The organism is Pseudomonas sp. NPDC090201 (assembly GCF_044746825.1).
Lineage (GTDB): Bacteria > Pseudomonadota > Gammaproteobacteria > Pseudomonadales > Pseudomonadaceae > Aquipseudomonas > Aquipseudomonas putida_AD.
Genome location: NZ_JBIVCX010000003.1, coordinates 778,584 through 796,153, shown reverse-complemented (window position 1 = coordinate 796,153; position 17,570 = coordinate 778,584). Strand labels below are relative to the sequence as shown.

The 17,570-nt window shown below is 63.2% G+C and carries 16 protein-coding genes; 7 read left to right on the top strand and 9 right to left on the bottom strand.

The features are described from left to right. Positions 1 to 138 precede the first annotated feature (138 nt). Both ACIPOO_RS13695 and ACIPOO_RS13690 read left to right on the top strand, forming a co-directional pair. Positions 139 to 1,107, top strand: coding sequence for an XdhC family protein (locus ACIPOO_RS13695; protein WP_400607586.1), 969 nt, complete (start codon positions 139 to 141; stop codon positions 1,105 to 1,107). Between the two features lie 109 nt (positions 1,108 to 1,216). Further along, positions 1,217 to 2,737, top strand: a complete 1,521-nt coding sequence (locus tag ACIPOO_RS13690) for an FGGY-family carbohydrate kinase (RefSeq protein ID WP_400607584.1) — start codon at positions 1,217 to 1,219, stop codon at positions 2,735 to 2,737. On the opposite strand, the gene ACIPOO_RS13685 is transcribed toward ACIPOO_RS13690, so the two are convergent. The 6 genes from ACIPOO_RS13685 to ACIPOO_RS13660 form a co-directional block, all read right to left on the bottom strand. Continuing rightward, the gene (locus ACIPOO_RS13685) at positions 2,724 to 3,443 is read right to left on the bottom strand and encodes an SDR family oxidoreductase (protein ID WP_400607582.1); all 720 of its coding nucleotides are present in this window, start codon (positions 3,441 to 3,443) and stop codon (positions 2,724 to 2,726) included. The genes ACIPOO_RS13690 and ACIPOO_RS13685 overlap by 14 nt on opposite strands. A 22-nt stretch (positions 3,444 to 3,465) precedes the next feature. Next, positions 3,466 to 4,446, bottom strand: a complete 981-nt coding sequence (locus tag ACIPOO_RS13680; RefSeq protein ID WP_400607580.1) for a sugar-binding transcriptional regulator — start codon at positions 4,444 to 4,446, stop codon at positions 3,466 to 3,468. A gap of 34 nt (positions 4,447 to 4,480) precedes the next feature. Beyond that, positions 4,481 to 5,347: a carbohydrate ABC transporter permease gene (locus tag ACIPOO_RS13675; protein WP_400607578.1), complete on the bottom strand. Its 867-nt coding sequence runs from the start codon at positions 5,345 to 5,347 to the stop codon at positions 4,481 to 4,483. Between the two features lies 1 nt (position 5,348). Beyond that, the gene (locus ACIPOO_RS13670; protein ID WP_400607575.1) at positions 5,349 to 6,254 is read right to left on the bottom strand and encodes a carbohydrate ABC transporter permease; all 906 of its coding nucleotides are present in this window, start codon (positions 6,252 to 6,254) and stop codon (positions 5,349 to 5,351) included. Between the two features lie 135 nt (positions 6,255 to 6,389). Further along, entirely contained in the window at positions 6,390 to 7,724 is a 1,335-nt protein-coding gene (locus ACIPOO_RS13665; RefSeq protein ID WP_400607572.1) for an ABC transporter substrate-binding protein, read from the bottom strand. A 76-nt stretch (positions 7,725 to 7,800) separates the two neighbouring features. Next, positions 7,801 to 8,832, bottom strand: coding sequence for a zinc-binding dehydrogenase (locus tag ACIPOO_RS13660; RefSeq protein ID WP_274133951.1), 1,032 nt, complete (start codon positions 8,830 to 8,832; stop codon positions 7,801 to 7,803). Positions 8,833 to 9,057: 225 nt separating this feature from the next. On the opposite strand from ACIPOO_RS13660, the gene ACIPOO_RS13655 reads away from it, so the two are divergent. After that, positions 9,058 to 10,227: an ABC transporter ATP-binding protein gene (locus tag ACIPOO_RS13655; RefSeq protein ID WP_400607570.1), complete on the top strand. Its 1,170-nt coding sequence runs from the start codon at positions 9,058 to 9,060 to the stop codon at positions 10,225 to 10,227. A 107-nt stretch (positions 10,228 to 10,334) separates the two neighbouring features. Here the strand turns inward: ACIPOO_RS13655 and ACIPOO_RS13650 are convergent, their stop codons facing one another. Further along, positions 10,335 to 11,258, bottom strand: coding sequence for a LysR family transcriptional regulator (locus tag ACIPOO_RS13650; RefSeq protein WP_400607568.1), 924 nt, complete (start codon positions 11,256 to 11,258; stop codon positions 10,335 to 10,337). Positions 11,259 to 11,395: 137 nt separating this feature from the next. Here ACIPOO_RS13650 and ACIPOO_RS13645 point away from each other — a divergent pair, with 137 nt between their 5' ends. Together ACIPOO_RS13645 and ACIPOO_RS13640 are read left to right on the top strand one after the other, a co-directional pair. Then, complete coding sequence (locus ACIPOO_RS13645) at positions 11,396 to 12,451, top strand: tartrate dehydrogenase (RefSeq protein WP_400607565.1); 1,056 nt, start codon at positions 11,396 to 11,398, stop codon at positions 12,449 to 12,451. A 208-nt stretch (positions 12,452 to 12,659) separates the two neighbouring features. After that, positions 12,660 to 14,000 (top strand): dicarboxylate/amino acid:cation symporter, encoded by a 1,341-nt coding sequence (locus tag ACIPOO_RS13640; RefSeq protein ID WP_274133947.1) that lies wholly within the window; start codon positions 12,660 to 12,662, stop codon positions 13,998 to 14,000. Here the strand turns inward: ACIPOO_RS13640 and ACIPOO_RS13635 are convergent. Further along, entirely contained in the window at positions 13,991 to 14,662 is a 672-nt protein-coding gene (locus ACIPOO_RS13635; RefSeq protein ID WP_400607561.1) for a murein L,D-transpeptidase catalytic domain family protein, read from the bottom strand. The two genes, ACIPOO_RS13640 and ACIPOO_RS13635, sit on opposite strands and share 10 nt — an antisense overlap. A gap of 300 nt (positions 14,663 to 14,962) precedes the next feature. Here ACIPOO_RS13635 and ACIPOO_RS13630 point away from each other — a divergent pair, with 300 nt between their 5' ends. Together ACIPOO_RS13630 and ACIPOO_RS13625 are read left to right on the top strand one after the other, a co-directional pair. Next, positions 14,963 to 15,586 (top strand): cell wall hydrolase, encoded by a 624-nt coding sequence (locus ACIPOO_RS13630; protein ID WP_274133946.1) that lies wholly within the window; start codon positions 14,963 to 14,965, stop codon positions 15,584 to 15,586. A 336-nt stretch (positions 15,587 to 15,922) separates the two neighbouring features. Then, positions 15,923 to 16,348, top strand: coding sequence for a hypothetical protein (locus tag ACIPOO_RS13625; RefSeq protein ID WP_400607559.1), 426 nt, complete (start codon positions 15,923 to 15,925; stop codon positions 16,346 to 16,348). 172 nt (positions 16,349 to 16,520) lie between these two features. On the opposite strand, the gene ACIPOO_RS13620 is transcribed toward ACIPOO_RS13625, so the two are convergent. Then, complete coding sequence (locus tag ACIPOO_RS13620; RefSeq protein ID WP_274133945.1) at positions 16,521 to 17,375, bottom strand: CAP domain-containing protein; 855 nt, start codon at positions 17,373 to 17,375, stop codon at positions 16,521 to 16,523. Positions 17,376 to 17,570 lie beyond the last annotated feature (195 nt).

Genomic DNA, 17,570 nt, shown 5'->3' with positions numbered 1-17,570 from the left:
TCAGCACAGAGAACGATCGTTGTATAGCGTTGGATATAACGATGGGGCCGGGCGGGATGGACCTGGATGGCGTATCTCGCAGATGGCATTGATCTTGCCTTTTCATGAAGTGTTTACTTCATGAAAAGAGTGTTCGCCATGCAACCGCTTGATCTGCAGGTGATTCAACGGGCAATTCACTGGCTCGAATCGGGGCAGACGGTGTGGCTGTGCACCGTGATTGCCAGCTTCGGCTCATCACCGCGCCCGCCCGGTGCGATGCTGGTTGCCAAGGGCGATGGCGCGAGCTGCGGGTCGTTGTCGGGGGGCTGCATCGAGGAGGATTTCCTGCAGCGGGTTGCCCAGGGCGGCTTTGCCGAACCCATTGCACTGGTGCGCTATGGCGACGGCAGCGACGCTCCGCAAGTGCGTCTGCCCTGTGGCGGGGTGCTGGAGGTGTTGGTCGAGCGGCTTGAGGCGCATGGGACGAATATCGAGCACCTTCGTCGGCTGGAATCGGCGCTGCTGGGGCGCGGACGGCTGGTGCGGGAATGGCGCTTGCCGTTCGCTGATCCACAACTGCTCGAAGACAACCAGGACGGCCCGCGTGTGGAACGCTCCGGGGAGCGGTTGCGCGTGCGTTTCGGCGCGGCTCAGCGGTTGGTCATCGCGGGTGTTTCGACGGTGGCGTTGTTCTGTGCGCAATTTGCCGTGGCGCTGGATTTCGAGGTGATTATCTGTGAGCCCCGCGAAGAGTTTCAGCATCCATTGGGGATCGCCAATGTGCGCTTTGAACCGATTCTGCCGGCGCGTTATATCGCTGAAGGTGGCTGTCATGACGCGACGGCGGTGGTGGCGCTGACCCACGATCCACGGCTGGACGACCTGACCATGATGGAGGCGGTGAACAGCCCGGCATTTTACATCGGGGTCATGGGGTCGCAGAAGACCAGCGAAAAACGCATGGAGCGCCTGCACCGGATTGCCGGGATGGACGAGGCGACGCTGGGACGCATCCATGCCCCGATCGGCCTGGCGCTGGGCAGCAAGACACCCGCAGAGATCGCCCTGGCGGTGGTGGCGGACATCGTTCGCGTGAGAAACGGCGTGGCGCGGGAGCGGGTTTGAATGCGGTGTGCGCCGTGGTGGACACACGGGGTTTCATTCCGATGGCGCAAGGGCGTGCGTCCTGGGCTACGATTCGCAGGTTGTCACGCACGGATGGAGCAGGGCGCGCATGCACGAGTTGGTCATCGGTATCGATCTTTCCACCACCACCTGCAAGGCCATTGCCTGGGATGCGCGGGGCGTGCTGGTCGCCCAGGGGCGGGCGCCGCTTACGTTGTCGCGTCCGGCACCCAATGCCTACGAGCAGGACCCCGAGCACTGGTGGTGCGCCACGCAGCAAGCGGTGAAATCCTTGCTGACCCAGATCGAAGGCCGCTCCATCGCAGCCGTGGCGGTGGTCAACCAGCGGGAAACCGTGGCGGTCACCGACGCCCGTGACCAACTGCTGCGCCCGGCCATGCTCTGGCTCGACGAGCGTCGCAAGGATGAGGTATCGGCGCTGTGTCAGCGGGTCGGCCACGAGCGCCTGCACAGCATCACCGGCAAGCCCCACGACTGGGCGCCGGCCATTTACAGCCTGGCCTGGCTGGCCGATGCCGAGCCCGAGCTGTTTCGCAAGATTCGCCACGTCTACGATCCCCACGCCTGGCTCGTGCGCAAGCTCACCGGCGCGTTCGTGACAAGCTGGGCCAGCGCCGATCCGTTCGGAGCCTTCGACATCCACCAGCATCGCTGGGCGGAGGATGTGCTGGGGGCGCTGCCTATCCCGCTGGCCAGCGACTGTTTCCCCAAGGCCTGCGCTCCCGGCACTGTGCTGGGCACAATCACTGAAGACGCCCATGCACTGACTGGTTTGCCTGCCGGCACGCTCGTGGTCGCCGGCGGTGGTGACGGCCAGGCCGGCGGCCTTGGCATCGGTGTGGTCAGCCCCGGTACGGCGTATCTGAACCTGGGCACCGCGATCGTCTCGGGCGTCTACGCCGCAACCCCTCGGGTGAACGACGCCTTCCGCACCCTCTGCGCCATTGACCGCAAAGGCTACGTGCTGGAAACGTCCTTGCGCTCAGGCACGCTGCTGATCAACAGCCTGCTCAAGCAGTTTTTCGAAATCGACGTGGTTGCCCAGCCCGACAACCTGATCCGGCTGGAGATAGAAGCCTCCCGCGTCGCACCCGGCAGTGAGGGGCTGATCCTGTTGCCGTACTGGAACGGGGTGATGAACCCTTATTGGGACCAGGACGCGCGGGGCTGCCTGCTTGGGTTGTCACCGGATCACGGCCGGGCGCAGATCTACCGCGCCGTGCTCGAAGGCATCGCCCTGGAGCAAGCCCTGGCGACTCAGCGCATGGTCGAGGCCACGGGCGAGCCGGTCGATGCTTTCGTGGCCATTGGCGGCGGCGCGGCAAGCCGGTTGTGGTGCCAGATCATTGCCGACATCACCGACCGCCCGGTGATTCGCGCCGTCACCCAGGAAGCGTCGAGCCTGGGCGCCGGAATCGCAGCTGCCGTAGGGGCGGGCTGGTACGAGGATTTCGCCAGTGCGGCGCAGGCCATGACCCAGGGCGGCGAGACGTTCTCACCCAACCCCGCGCTGCGGGAATTTCATCGCGAACTGCTGGCGCTGTACAGCGAACTCTACCCGCGCTTGCGCGACCTTTATCCACGCCTGGCAAAACTCAACCAGCGCTGAATCCACCGTCCACCGTGAGGGTCACGCCGTTGATCATCGCTGCGTCCTCGCTGAGCAGAAAGGCGATGGTCGCGGCGATTTCATCCGGTTGCACGAAACGCCCCAATGGAATGCGCGACAGCATCGACGCCGCCTTGACCGGGTCGCTCCAGGCCTTGTCGGCCATGGGCGTGAGGGTCACCACCGGGTTGACGCTGTTGACCCGAATTCCGTACGGCCCAAGCTCCACGGCCATGACCCGCGTCAGCGCATCCAGCGCCGCCTTGGACGCGCAGTAGGCGGCGTGATCCCGCGTGCCCACCGCGGCGGCCAGGCTCGACACGTTGACGATGGCCCCCGGCACGCCACGGGCGATCAGATCCCGCGCAACCACCTGGGCCACCACCATCGGTGCACGGGTGTTGACCGCGATCATCTGGTCGAAGGTTTGCACCGAGGTGTCGAGAAAGGACTCAAGCTCGACCACGCCGGCGCAGTTGACCAGCAGGTCGATGGGCAGCATCGACGCCACCGCCGCCTGGGTTGCGGCCACGTCCGCCAGGTCAACCACCAGCGTCTGTTCGCAGTAGGCCAGATCGGCCGGATTGCGGCCCAGGGCGATCACCTCGGCGCCGCAGCGGCTGAGCCACTCGACGGTCTGGCGACCGATGCCTTTGCCCGCCCCGGTGACCAGAATGCGTTTGCCGATGAAATCATGGGAGGGCATGAAGGTGGCTCCAGAGGTTGGGTCAGGGTTCTTGTTCGAGCAGTTCGAGGGCTGCGCTCTCGTCGATCACCAGTTCGTGGACGACGTTGCGCAGCAGCACGGCGCGGATGATTTCGGCTTTGTACGGGCCTCCGGACACCAGCACCACTTTCTTGATCTTGCGCAGGTCGTCCGGGTCCAGCGAAATGGCCCGGCGGTTGAGCGGGTGATTGACCTCGATGCCGTCGCGGTCCAGCCAGCGCCCGAGCAGATCGCCCACGGCACCGGCGGCGCGCAGCGAGCGGGCGTCCTCGGGGTTGACCAGCCCCAGTTCCAGCATCAGCGAGCGCTCGCTCAGGTCACCCACGGTGAGCAACGCGACGTCCGCTTCCCGCGCCTTGCCCAACACCGCTTGCACCGAGGCTTCGGCCAGGATCATGTCGCGGTAGTGCTCCGACGGCGCGAAGAGCGGGGCGGCCAGGTAGTAATAGGAGCCTTGCAGCAACCCCGCGAGGCTCGAGGCGATTTCCACGGTGTTGTTTGCCGAACCGTAATGCAGGCCGCCCAGCAGCGAGACCACGGTGGTGTTCGGCAGCGAGCGGCCCTGCAGCTCGCGCACTGCCTGGCGCAGGGTCCGGCCCCAGCCCACGGCGACGATGCAGCCATCGCTCAGGGACTCCTCGATGCTCGGGGCCACGGCAACGCCCAGCACGCGAAAGATGCTCGACGGATCGTCCGGCGAGGGCGCCACGGTGACTCGCTCCAGGCCAAAGCGCTCCTGCAGGCGTTCCTCCAGGGCCACGCAGGAGGCCAGCGGCGAATTGATGCGGATCTGCACCACGCCGGTTTCGCGGCAGGTCGCCAAGGCCTTGTTGACCCGCACCCGGGTGATCCCCAGGCGGTCGGCGATCTGCTGCTGGGTCATGCTGTTGACGTAGTAATACCAGGCGATACGGATGTTCAGTTGATCCTCCGCGTTCACCGTTTCGGTGTCGGCGGTAAATTCCGGATAGCGATTGTGCACGGCGGCGTCCTTCAAAACCTGGGAAGCGCGGCGCCTATTTCACGGCGCCCATGGTCAGACCTTGTACCAGATGCTTTGAAACCATCAATGCAAAAATGATCACGGGGAACACGATCAGCGTGCCGGTGGCCATGATCTCGCCCCAGGGCAGATCATAGCCGCTCATGAAACTGGTGGCGGTCACCGGCGCCGTGCGCGCTACGTTGCGCGTCAGCACCAGGGCGTAGAGCAGTTCGTTCCAGGAAAAGATGAACGAGAAGATCGCCGACACCGCCACGCCCGGCATCGCCAGCGGCAGCGCGATGCGCCAGAAGATGGTGAAGCGCGAGGCGCCGGACAGGCGTGCGGCTTCATCCAGATCCTTGGGCACGCCGCGAAACTGGTCGGTGCAGATCCACACCACGATGGGCAGGTTGAAGGTCAGGTAGATCAGGATCAGCACCAGGTGCGTGTCGATCAGCCCCAGGTTGCGCGCCATCAGGAAGATCGGCAGCGCCACGACAATCGGGCTCAACATGCGGTTGGTGATGAACCAGAACCACAGGTCCTCCTTGCCCCTGAACTCGAATCGCGCCAAGGCATAGGCGGCAGGCGTACCCAGGCCCACCGCGAGCACGGTGGTGCAGGCGGCAACGATCAGCGAGTTGCCCAGGCTGTGCAGTACGTCGCGCTCGAACAGCACCTTGACGTAGTTGTCCAGGTGCGGGGTGAACAGCCACACCGGCGGCGAGGCCAACGCTTCGGCCTGGGTCTTCATGCTGGTGGCGACCATCCAGTAGAACGGAAACACCGCGAACAGGAAGATCGCCAGGAGGCCCACCAGATGCCAGGCGCTGACTTTCATGCGCGGGCGGGTGCGTGCAGGCTTGGCCACGACGTGGGCGGCAGGAACGGTTGCCATGTCAGATCTCCCGGTAGACGAATTTGATGTACAGCCGCGCCAGCACGATGGTCAGGATCAGCAGCAGGATCGCCTGCGCCGAGGCCACGCCCTGGTCGAACACCCGAAAGCCGATGCGCTGGATGTACACGCTGACCAGCTCCGTGGCCGCGCCCGGCCCGCCGCGGGTCATGGTGAATACGGTGTCGAACATCTTGAGGATGTCGGCGGTGCGCAGGATCAGGATCACCGTCGCGCTGGGCAGCAGAAAGGGCAGTTGCACGTAGCGCACGATCTGCCAGCGGCTGCGGGTTTCCAGGCGCGCGGCTTCTTCGATCTCATTGGGCACCATGGTCAGCCCGGCTAGCAGCACCAGTGCGCAGAAGGGTGTCCATTGCCAGATGTCCATCAAGGCCACGGCGATGAAGGCGTTGGTGGTGTCGCCCAGCCATTCCACGGGACCTGCGTGGAGCATCGCCAGCAAGGCGTTGGCCACGCCGAAATCGCGGTTGAAGATCAGCCGGCCGATCAACCCGGCCACGGCAGGGGCGGTGGCCAGCGGGATCACCAGGCTCATGCGCGCCAGCAGCTTGAAGCCTGACAGACCCGGCTTGTGCAGCAGCAGGGCGATGACCAGCCCCAGGGCCAGTTGAATCGGCACCACGGTGACCAGAAACAGCCCGGTACGCCCCAGCGCCGCCCAGAACGAGGCGTCGTTGAGCACGTTGAGGTAGTTGTCGAAGCCGATGAAGGGCGTCGGATCCTTGGGCCGCGCCAGGTTGTACTGGCGGAACGAATTGACCAGCGCGAACACGGTGGGAAAGATTCCGATCAGCGCCAGCGCAACGGTGGCCGGCGCCAGAAAGGAAAAGGCCGCCCGGGTGTTGTTCCAGAGCGTGGGGAAGCGTGGTTTCTTGTTATCGGACATGGGTCGAATCTCGTGTACGGACATCGATACAGCCCCGTAGGAGCGCGCTTGCCCGCGACGGCGTCGTGTCAATCACTCCAGATGGCGACAGGCACACCGCAATCGCGGGCAAGCGCGCTCCTACGGGGAGCAGGATCACTTCAGCAACTTGACCTTGCCGTCGTAATAGCCCGCCTTCTTGAGGATGTCCTCCATCTTCGTCCCGATGGCCTTGGCTCCGGCTTCGACGCTGGTCTTGCCGAGCATGATGGCGGTGCCGTTTTCGCCGACCACTTCGGAGATTTCCGGCCATTGCGGGAAGCGTGGACGGTAGTCAGGCACGCCGCCTTCCCAGGAGGTCACCATCGGCTGCACGAACGGGTATTTCTTCTGCACCTCAGGATCCTTGTAAACCGACATCCGCCCACTCACGCCACCGGCCTCCAGGTACGGCTTGGCCATGGATTCGGAGGTCACCCACTGGATGAACAGCCACGCGGCGGCTTTCTGTTTGTCGTCCGAGTGCGCGTTGACCCCCAGCGAGAACCCGCCCAGCGCCGGCTTGAGCCCCGCAGGCCCCTTGGGTTCGGTGGCCACGGCCAGGCAGTCGGTAATCTTGGATTTTCCGGGGTCTGCCAGGGTGCTGTAGAACGCCGACCACTCGGTGATCATCGCCACCTTGCCTTGGGCCAGCGCATTGACCGCTTCGTTGTGGTCATAGTCGACGATGCCCGGCGGCATGAACTTCATCAGGTCCTGGCGGAATTGCAGGCCTTCCTGAGAAGCCTTGGAATTGAGGTTGGACTTGAAGTTGGCGTCCAGCAACGAGCCGCCGAACGGCCAGAGGAAGCGCATGAAGCTGTCCGCCGACTGCGTCTCGCCACGGCGCGATTGCAGAGCGTAGGCGTAGCGGTCCTTGGCCTTGTCGGTGAGCTTGGGCCCATAGACCTTGAGCACCTCGTCCCAGGTCGCAGGCGGCTTGTCGAAGCCAGCATCCTTGAGCATGCACTTGTTGTAGAACAGCAGGCCCGAATAGTTGTCGAAGGGCAGGCCGTACGTCTGGTTGTCCCAGCCGCCGAAGGACTCCAGCAGGATCGGGAAGAAGCCGTCGAGCTTGAGGTCCGGGTCCGCGAGCTTGGGGTCCTTGGTGAAGGTGGTCACCGGTTCCAGCCAGCCGTTGCCGGCGAATTCGCCGATCCACACCACGTCGGTCAGCACCACATCGAGCTGTTCGCCGGAGGTGAAACTCAGCACCTGGCGTTCGCGGCTGTTCTCGTAGGGGATGGTTTCGTAGCTGACCTTGATCCCGGTTTTCTTCTCGAACTCGGGCAGCAGCTTGATGGCGGCGGCGTAGCCCGGGCGGTCGAGGAAAATGGCCTTGATCTCGGTGCCCTTGTAGGGCGTTGCGGCCTCTTCGAGCGTCCAGGCCTGGGCGGCGCCTGAGCCGAGTGCGATTGACAGGGCCAGGGCATTCCATACCAGCTTGTTCATTACGTGACCTCTTTGTTCTTGTTGGTGAGGATTACGCGTTGTGTGCGCTGACGCGCGTCGGGAGTTACAGCACTGCTTATTCGGGGTGGGGGAGAATCACCGTCTTGAGCGCCCCGTCGAGAAATTCCGAGGGGTAGCTGAACGCTTCTGTGGCCTGGGCCAGGTCGAAGCGGTGGGTCACCAGGCAATCGACGTCCACCGAGCCTTGGGCGACCAGTTCAATCGCCCGGTCATACACATGGCCCATGCGCCGGGACATGCGAATGTCCAGCCCCTTGCGCCGCAGCAACGAAGCACTCAGGGGCGCGTACTGGTCGCCATCGGGAATGCCCACCAGCACCACCCGGCCGCCGATGCGCGCCGATTGCGCGGCGATCTGAAAACCTTCCGGGGAGTTGGTCGCCTCCAGCACCAGGTCGACGCCGCGCCCCTGAGTCCATTCGGCGATGGCGGCGTGATCGGCGGACACCTCATCGGCACCCAACTGGCGGGCCTTTTCGGTGCGGTAGTTGATCGGGTCGATGGCGTAGATCGCCTTCTTGCACAGCATCCGCGCCAGTTGCAGCAGGCACAGGCCGATGGGGCCGCAGCCGATGATGGCGACGGTTTCGAAGAGTTTTTTACTGCCCGCCAGGTCCATCGCATGGATTGCCACGCCCAGGGGTTCGAGCATGACTGCCTGAACCGGGGTGAAGTGATCGGGGACGGGGTAGATCTGGCTGGGCGCGACCACAATGTATTCGGTCATCGCGCCGTGGGTGTGGGGCGGGGAGCCGAGGAACTGCACGTGGGGGCAGAGGTTGACGTGGCCGCGATGGCACCATTCGCACTGCCCGCAAGGTTTGGCCGGGTCCACGGCGACCAGTTGCCCGGCCGCAAGGTTCAAGTGCGGATGATCGTCGACCACACGGGCGGCAAATTCATGCCCGGCGATGAATGGCTGGGTGATGCGGGCATGGCCGATGGCGCCTTCCTTGTAGTAATGCAGGTCGCTGCCACACACGCCGACGGCGCTGACCCTCAACAAGACCTCACCGGCGGCAGGCACCGGCACCGGCTTTTCGCCGATGCGGATGTCGCGGATGCCATGGATATACGCAGCCCGCATTCGGTGTGCTCCTTGACATTTGTATTTTTAGAATTACAAATGATCGTAGAGCGAAATATTTTGCTGTCAAGTTCCAGACTTGCTGATATCGCCGTAGGAGCGCGCTTGCCCGCGACGGCGATGTGTCAGGCACCCGCGATGGCGACAGGCACGCCGCCGTCGCGGGCAAGCGCGCTCCTACAGATGCGACGCAACCCGACAACAATAAATCCAGGGGACACGATTTTGACTGAGCTCAGTTTGACCGGCATCGAGAAGGCCTACGGCGATATCAAGGTGTTGCACGACATCCACCTGAACATCGAAAGCCGCGAATTCGTGGTGTTCGTCGGGCCGTCCGGTTGTGGCAAGTCGACCCTGCTGCGCTGCATCGCGGGGCTTGAAAGCATCACCCAGGGCCAGATACGCATCGGCGCCCGGGACGTGACCTACCTTGAGCCCGCCGACCGGGGCGTGGCGATGGTGTTTCAGTCCTACGCGCTGTACCCGCACATGTCGGTCTACGACAACATCGCCTTCGGCCTGAAGATGCAGAAGACCCCTCGCGAGCAGATCGAAGCCAAGGTGCGCAACGCTGCGCGCATCCTGCAACTGGAACCGCTGTTGGAGCGCAAGCCCAAGGCGCTTTCCGGTGGTCAGCGTCAGCGGGTGGCGATCGGCCGTGCCATCGTTCACGAGCCCGAGGTGTTCCTGTTCGACGAACCGCTGTCCAACCTCGACGCCTCGCTGCGGGTGCAGATGCGCATCGAGATCGCCAAACTGCATGCCGACCTGCAGGCGACCATGATCTACGTCACCCACGATCAGGTGGAAGCCATGACCCTGGCCGACAAGATCGTGGTGCTGAACAAGGGCTGCGTCGAACAGGTGGGCTCGCCGCTCGAGCTGTATCACCACCCGCGCAACCGCTTCGTGGCAGGCTTCATTGGCTCGCCGCAGATGAGTTTCCTGCCGGTGCAGGCAGTGCTGGTGAGCGCCGAAGGGGTACAGGTCAGCCTGCCGGGCGGCGCCAGGCTGTTGGTGCCGGTCAAAGGTGAGAACGTCAGCCCCGGTCAGCCGCTGACCCTGGGTTTGCGCCCGGAGCACTTGTCCGAGCGTGGGGCAGGGGATGCGCAGATTCCAGTGACGGCATTGGTGGTTGAGCACCTGGGCGGCGAGACCTTCACCCATGCCCAGACCGCCGAAGGCAGCGACCTGATGGTCAAGGGCGACGGCATGTCTTCGGTCAAGGCCGGGCAGGCGCTGGCGGTGGGTGCATCAGGGGCGCGGTGTCATTTGTTCGACGAGCAGGGACAGGCGTTGGCGCACCTTCGGCATTACACCCAGACCTACACCGACGGTGGTGCCCTGCACGCCGTTTCGGTCATCGCGCAAGCCACCTCATCACCCCTGTAGCAGCCGGGCTTGCCCGCGGGTGATCTTGAAATCGCCCCCGCCGGCAAGCGGATCGCCGCCCGGCCGGGCTGCTACGAGGGATCGGCGTCGGAGCAATGGTTGGTGTTTTACTCCCGCTCCGACATCGTCTCCTCCAGGTGGTCGATGTGCTCGAAGCGCTCCACCAGAAAATCGATCAGGCTGCGCACCCTCGCCGACAGGTGTAATTGCTGCGGATACACCGCGTAGACGTCGGCTCGGGTCGGGGTCTGGTCTTCGAGCACCAGCCGCAGGCGACCACTGCGTACATAGCGAGCGATGTCCCACTCGGCGCGCAGCAGAATGCCGAACCCCTCCAGCGCCCAGTTCAGGGCCACCTCGCCATCGTTGCAGCCCAGCGCGCCTCGCACCTTGACGTTCTGCGTCTTGCCGCCGTTGGTGAAACTCCACACCCCGTAAGGCGTTTCGTTCTGGCGCAGAAAAATGCAGTTGTGATCCTGCAGATCTGCCAGGCGCGTCGGCACGCCATGTTTTTCCAGGTACAGGGGCGATGCGCACAACAGGCGCCGGTTGGAGGCGATCTTGCGGGCATGAAAGGCCGCGTCGGGCAGGGTGCCGAAACGGATGCCCAGGTCAAAACCGTGGGCGGTCAGATCCAGCGGGTGGTCGCTGATTTCCAGCTGGATTTCCACCTCCGGATAACGTGCGAAAAACGCCGCCAGCGCCGGGCCAATGTAGCGCCGCCCGAAGCCCAGTGACGCATTGACCCGGATCAGGCCCTTGGGCGTGGCGCGGCTGCTGCTCACCAACTGCTCCACCTCTTCGATCTGCGTGAGGATCCGCGCGGCGTGGGAAAAATACAGCTCGCCCTCGGCGGTCAGGCTCATGGAGCGGGTAGTGCGGTTGACCAGCCGGATGCCCAGCCGGGCCTCAAGGGCGGTCAGGCGCTTGCTCACCGCAGGCGGCGTCACGCCCAGCTCCCGGGCCGTCGCGGCGAGGCTGCCTTGCTTGGCCAGAAGATAGAAAAACTGCAGGTCCAGAGACTGATTCATTCGTAACTCAAAGTTATGGATGTAGTGATTTCAAGGAACTCACTGCTTTGGTTTCACTACATATACTCCGCTCACACCCCGCTTGAACAGCCCTGTTCGAGGGGAAAAACAAGAACGTTTCGAGAGTGGAGTTGAACATGAGCGCATACAAGATTGCAGCGATCCCGGGCGACGGCATCGGCGTGGAAGTGATTGCCGCAGGCGTCGAAGTGCTGCAGGCCCTGTCGAAGAAATCCGGCTTTGCCCTGGACTTCAAACACTTCGACTGGAACTCCGACAATTACCTGAAAAACGGTTACTACATCCCCGAGGGCGGTCTCGCGGAGCTTAAAACCTTCGACGCGATTTTCTTCGGCGCCGTGGGTGCGCTGAACGTGCCGGACCACATCTCGCTGTGGGGCCTGCGCTTGCCGATTTGCCAGGGCTTCGACCAATACGCCAACGTGCGTCCGGCCCGGGTGCTGCCAGGCGTGAAGAGCCCGCTGCACAACGGCGAGCAAATCGACTGGGTGGTGGTGCGCGAAAACTCCGAAGGCGAGTACTCGGGCAATGGCGGTCGCGTGCACCGTGGCCTGCCGGAAGAGGTCGCCACTGAGGTGTCGGTGTTCACCCGTGCCGGGGTCGAGCGCATCCATCGCTTCGCTTTCGAACTGGCCCGCAGCCGTCCGCGCAAGCACCTGACCATGGTCACCAAATCCAACGCCCAGCGGCACGGCATGGTGCTGTGGGACGAGATTTTCTACGAAGTCGCCAAGGACTTCCCGGACGTGAAGATCGACAAGGAACTGGTGGACGCCGTCACCACGCGCATGGTGCTCAAACCCGGGACGCTGGACGTGATCGTCGCCACCAACCTGCACGCCGACATTCTCTCGGACCTGGCCGCCGCGCTGTCCGGCAGCCTGGGCATTGCGCCCACCGCCAACCTCAACCCGTCCCGCCAGTTCCCGTCGATGTTCGAACCCATCCACGGCTCGGCCTTCGACATCACCGGCAAGGGCGTGGCCAACCCGGTCGCGACCTTCTGGACCGCCGCCCTGATGCTCGAACACCTGGGTGAGCCGGCGGCGGCCAAACAGCTGATGTCGGCCATCGAAGCCGTCACCGAAAGCGGCCTGCACACGCCTGATCTGGGCGGCACGGCGACCACCCGGCAGATCACCGATGCGGTGCTGGCGCTGGTCAATCGCTGATTCGAATCACAGGCTACACCGATGCTGATTGTAGGAGCGCGCTTGCTCTGGGCGGCATTCCGACGATTGCGGTAGGTCTGCAACGAATGAGTTGGCTGACACTATGTCATCGTCGGAATGCCGCCCAGAGCAAGCGCGCTCCTACAGAGACTGGGCTTCGGCCTGACCTCAGCTATTCCTGACAACAATAAAAAATCAGGGCCCTGTCATGAAAAGAATCCTGTCCAAGCTCTATGTCCAAGTGCTCATCGCGGTGATCCTCGGCGCCATCGTCGGCGTGCTGGTTCCCGACACGGCTGCCTCGCTCAAACCCCTGGGCGATGCCTTCATCAAACTCATCAAGATGCTGCTGGCCCCGGTGATTTTCCTCACCGTGGTGTCGGGCATCGCGCGCATGGAAAGCATGAAAGAACTGGGACGCGTGGGTTTTCGCGCGCTGCTGTATTTCGAGGTGGTCTCGACCCTTGCGCTGGTGGTCGGACTGATCGTGGTCGACGTGTTCAAGCCCGGCGCCGGGATGAACATCGACGTCGCGACGCTGGACACCTCGAGCCTTGCCACCTACACCGCAGCGGTCAAGCATGACTCGTTCATGGACTTCGTCATGAACATCATCCCCGACACCATCGTCGATGCGTTCGCCAAGGGCAACGTGCTGCAGATCCTGCTGTTTTCGATCCTGCTGGGCGTGGCGCTGGCGCAGGTCGGGCCGCGCGGCAAGGTGTTCGTCGATGCGCTGGACAGCCTGATGCAGGGCATGTTTCGCATCGTCAACATGGTCATGCGCCTGGCACCGATCGGCGCGTTCGGGGCGATTGCGTTCACCATCGGCAAGTACGGCTTCGGCTCGCTGTTCTCGCTGGGCAAGCTGATGGCGTGTGTCTACCTGACCTGCGCGCTGTTCGTGATCTTCGTGCTCGGACCGATCTGCCGCTACAGCGGTTTCAGCCTGTGGAAATTCCTGCGTTTCATCAAGGAAGAACTGTTCACCGTGCTCGGCACCAGTTCTTCGGAGTCGGTGCTGCCGCAGATGATTTCCAAGATGGAAAAGGCCGGGGTGTCCAAGCCGGTGGCCGGGATGATCATTCCCTCGGGTCTGACCTTCAACCCCGACGGCCAGGCGATCTACTACACCATCGCGGCGATCTTCATTGCCCAGGCCACCAACACGCCGCTGACCCTGACCGACCAGTTGATCGTGCTGGCGGTATTGATGTTCACCTCCAAGGGCTCGGCGGGGGTGACCGGTTCGGGCTTCATCATCCTGGCTGCAACCCTGGCATCGCTGGGGACGATTCCGGTGGCCGGGATGGTGTTGCTGCTGGGCGTGGACCGCTTCATGTCCGAGGCGCGTGCGATCACCAACACCATTGGCAACGGCGTCGGCACCATGGCCATCGCCAAGTGGGTCGGGGCGCTGGACACCGCGAAGATGCACCGTGCCCTCAACGGCGAGCCTGAGCCTGTCGCGCAGCCGCAGCCTGTCGAGAAAGCACCATCGTCGTCAACGGGGCTTCGGCCTGCGCTGGGGAGCGTTTCTCAGGGCTGATGCTTTGGCGCGCAGTGGATGAAGGTTGATGACTTGAGCCACTGCGCGTCGGGGTAGTAGATGAACAGCAGTTGCCCGTCTTTCAGGGTATCGATCAAGGGCCTGGCCACGGCGCTTCCCACAGCGGGGCAGCCGTGGCTTCTGCCGAGCCGGCCATTCTCGCGGGCGAAGGCATCGCTGACGTAATCGGCCCCGTGAATCACCACATCCCGTTCGAACGCCCGGTCATTGAAGCCCGGCTCCAGGCCGTCCATGCGCAGGGAATAGCCGTTGCGCCCGGTGTAGGGTTCGCGCGTGCTGTACAGGCCGATGCTAGACGCAAGACTTTGCGACTCGTTGGAGAAATGCGTGGCCAGGTTTTCGCCGCTGTTGCGCCCGTGGGCCACCAGCTCGCGAAACAGCAGGCTGCGCTTGGGCAGGTCGAATACCCACAGGCGCGGCGTCGTGGAGGGCAACGAGTAATCGATGACCGCCAGGCGTGTCGGCTCAAGCGGGGTTTGCCCGGCGCGGCATTGTGCCGACTGCACTGCAAGCTCGATCACCTTGGGGTCGGCATCCGGCGCGGCCTGTTGCAAGGCCGCTTGCAGCGAGGGCGGGGAGGCTGCACACGCAAGGTTTGTGCAGAGCATCAGCGCTGGCAGAATCCACGGTTTGAACGGCATCGGCAGGCACTGCACGGGCTGTGAAGGTAGCCGCCAATATCCTCAACCACACCCGTGTTTGGCAAGCCTCAGTGATCCCGATGTCACGCGCCCATTGCATAAAGCCAAAGGGCCACTATGCTGCTTCCAGCGACTTGTTTTACAGTTGCGCTTGCTGTTCGGCGTTCCATTCATAACAACCCATAACTTGTCGAAGACAGCTTGCGATGTTCCGTGCGTTGCTGCCTGGCGAGCCTTGAAATGGCACCGCAGGCGTGACACGGGTGCAGGAATGATCGGCCTCGCAAAGAAGGTTCGACGATGCGCCTCACTTCTCTGTTTACCGGCCTGTTGCTGACGCTGTTGGCAAGCTCCGTGCTGGCCGCCGACGCCACCCCGCAACCTGAGGCCGTGGTCAGCAAGGCTCAGGTACTGGAAGAAAAAGCTGCGGAAAAGGACGGCCCCACATCACCAGTGCCCAAGAGCGAAACCATTACCAAATCCGAAGCCCAGGCGGTGGATCCTGCTGGCGTGCAGCCGGTGGATGATGCGCTGGTGTGCCTGTCGCGCACCATCTATTGGGAAGCCAAGGGTGGCAGCGACGCGGACATGGAAGGGGTGGCCAGCGTGGTGCTCAATCGCCTTGGCCATGAAGGGTATCCAGACACCATCTGCGCAGTGGTCAAGCAGGGTGTTGAGAAGAAGGCCTGTCAGTTTTCCTGGTGGTGTGACGGGCGCTCCGATCAGGTCAAGGAGGATGACCGCTACGCCGCCTCCAAGGAAATCGCCCGCAAGGCCCTCAACCAGCAATTGACCGACCGCACCAAAGGCGCGATGTATTTCCACGACCGCAACGTCAAGCCAGACTGGGCCAGCGAGTACATCAAGACCGCCGAAACCGGGAAGTTCCTGTTCTACAAGCCCAGGGACGGCAAGGCGAAGTAAGAATCCTGTAGGAGCGCGCTTGCCCGCGACGGCGGTGTGTCAGACGCCATCCATGGGGCAGGTCTGACGCCATCGCGGGCAAGCGCGCTCCTACAGATCCAGTGGCGCTCAACGACTCCAGCCCGGACCTCGACCCGCTGTAGGAGCGCGCTTGCCCGCGACGGCGGTGTGTCAGATGCCATCAATGGGGCAGGCCTGACGCCATCGCGGGCAAGCGCGCTCCTACAGATCCAGTGGCGCTCATCCACCACCGTTGCCGACCGTCCCCAGCCAGCCATTGGGCCTTTGCGTTCCGCTACCCTTGTTCATGTGGTTCCGTTGAATAAGGACATTCCGATGAAAACGCAAACGAGCAACTCGACTCCGCTGCCCAGCCAGGTGACCGATTACGTGAACGGCTGGATACACCGCAATGCTGACCTGGTTGTATCTTCCATGGCAGACGGCGCCATCTACATAGACAAACCACACCCGCTCATCCCAAAGTCCAGGATGAAAGCCCATCTTGAACAGGTGGCGTGGGTCAACTTTCCTGACATGACGTTTGAAACGCTGATGCTGTTCGGCTGCGCCACTGCCCGCGCCTATGCATGGGAATGGGCGTTGCGTGCTTCGATGTGCGGCATTGTCGTCGGGGATCCGAAGAATCGGAACATCTACTGCGAGGGCGTGGACATTCTCACCCTCAACGCAGAGGGGATGATTGAGCGGTGTGTTTGCCACATCGACCGCAAAACCCTGTGGGATTCAGTCGTCCATTGAGCCCCTCATTGCTCATCAAAGGGCTAGCGAGGTGGAGGCAACGCCTGTAGGAGCGCGCTTGCCCGCGACGGCGGTGTGTCAGACTCCATCAATGGGGCAGGCCTGACGCTGTCGCGGGCAAGCGCGCTCCTACAGGTTTTGTGGCGCTCACCGATTCCAGGCAGGCTCCCGACTACTGCTGCACCCCAAACATCGCCGTCCAGTAAATCCCCGCATCGCTCTTGGGATCGGTCGCATAGGACGCGCCCAGTTCGCGGTACGCCGGGTTCATGAGGTTGGCGCAATGGCCGGGGCTTGCCAGCCAGCCTTCGACCACTTTGCGGGCGCTGTCCTGGCCTGCGGCGATGTTTTCGCCGATCTGCTGGCCGATGTAGCCCGCCAGTTCAGCCCGGTCCCCCGGCGTTCCGCCGTTGCGGCCCTTGTGGTCGAAGTAGTTGTTGTTGGCCATCGAGCGGGTGTGGCCCTCGGCGGCGCTGGCCAGGCTGTCGTTCCAGGTCAAGGGCGAAGCAGGGCCGTAAGGCTGTCCGCCACATTGATGGGGCACGCTGCGGGCGGCGTTGATGAGCCCGAGCAGTTTCTGCCCTTCAGCCTGGGAGTTGCCCAGCCCGCCTGCCAGCAGCGGCCGCGCCAGTACGATGCGCCAGTCACGGTCGACACGGCTGACACCCACATCGACGAATTGCGGATCGAGCACCACCTGGCAGAAGCTTTCCTGCACCGCCTTCATGGCCGACTGCGCATCCCGGGGGCCGGACAGTGAAATCGCCTGCACCGTCACCATCGGATACGAGGCCCGGGCCAGCACCTGTTGCAGATCGACGCTGCCAGTGGCCGGCAGGTTCAGGCGCGGGTCGGCGGTCAGGGGAGGGAGTTCCTGCGACACCACGTTGGCGCAAGGCTGGGCCTGGCTGCGGAAGGTATTGATGGACTGGATCAGTTGCGTTTCTTCGCTGGCCAGCGCGGTCCCGGTCAACATCAGCAGCGATGACAAGGCTGCAAGACCTGTAGTGAATGAGGTGAAGCGCATGTGGATCTCCCTTGAACTGGCTGCGGCCATGATGCGCGATTTTGTCAGTATCGAAATAGTCTGAGCGACAGAATCTGCGGAGGTTGCAGTGTGATGGCAGCTTTTTGCAATGATGTGGGCAAAAAACACTGTGACCAACTGCATCCTGCCTGAGTTGCCTTGCCACCATTCTGCTCGATTCACGCCTTGCATTGA

Bases quoted from the DNA above. Each gene is read 5' to 3' on its own strand.
- ACIPOO_RS13695 (WP_400607586.1), top strand. From the start codon at position 139: ATGCAACCGCTTGATCTGCAGGTGATTCAACGGGCAATTCACTGGCTC.
- ACIPOO_RS13690 (WP_400607584.1), top strand. From the start codon at position 1,217: ATGCACGAGTTGGTCATCGGTATCGATCTTTCCACCACCACCTGCAAG.
- ACIPOO_RS13685 (WP_400607582.1), bottom strand. From the start codon at position 3,443: ATGCCCTCCCATGATTTCATCGGCAAACGCATTCTGGTCACCGGGGCG.
- ACIPOO_RS13675 (WP_400607578.1), bottom strand. From the start codon at position 5,347: ATGGCAACCGTTCCTGCCGCCCACGTCGTGGCCAAGCCTGCACGCACC.
- ACIPOO_RS13670 (WP_400607575.1), bottom strand. From the start codon at position 6,254: ATGTCCGATAACAAGAAACCACGCTTCCCCACGCTCTGGAACAACACC.
- ACIPOO_RS13665 (WP_400607572.1), bottom strand. From the start codon at position 7,724: ATGAACAAGCTGGTATGGAATGCCCTGGCCCTGTCAATCGCACTCGGC.
- ACIPOO_RS13660 (WP_274133951.1), bottom strand. From the start codon at position 8,832: ATGCGGGCTGCGTATATCCATGGCATCCGCGACATCCGCATCGGCGAA.
- ACIPOO_RS13650 (WP_400607568.1), bottom strand. From the start codon at position 11,258: ATGAATCAGTCTCTGGACCTGCAGTTTTTCTATCTTCTGGCCAAGCAA.
- ACIPOO_RS13645 (WP_400607565.1), top strand. From the start codon at position 11,396: ATGAGCGCATACAAGATTGCAGCGATCCCGGGCGACGGCATCGGCGTG.
- ACIPOO_RS13640 (WP_274133947.1), top strand. From the start codon at position 12,660: ATGAAAAGAATCCTGTCCAAGCTCTATGTCCAAGTGCTCATCGCGGTG.
- ACIPOO_RS13635 (WP_400607561.1), bottom strand. From the start codon at position 14,662: ATGCCGTTCAAACCGTGGATTCTGCCAGCGCTGATGCTCTGCACAAAC.
- ACIPOO_RS13630 (WP_274133946.1), top strand. From the start codon at position 14,963: ATGCGCCTCACTTCTCTGTTTACCGGCCTGTTGCTGACGCTGTTGGCA.
- ACIPOO_RS13625 (WP_400607559.1), top strand. From the start codon at position 15,923: ATGAAAACGCAAACGAGCAACTCGACTCCGCTGCCCAGCCAGGTGACC.
- ACIPOO_RS13620 (WP_274133945.1), bottom strand. From the start codon at position 17,375: ATGCGCTTCACCTCATTCACTACAGGTCTTGCAGCCTTGTCATCGCTG.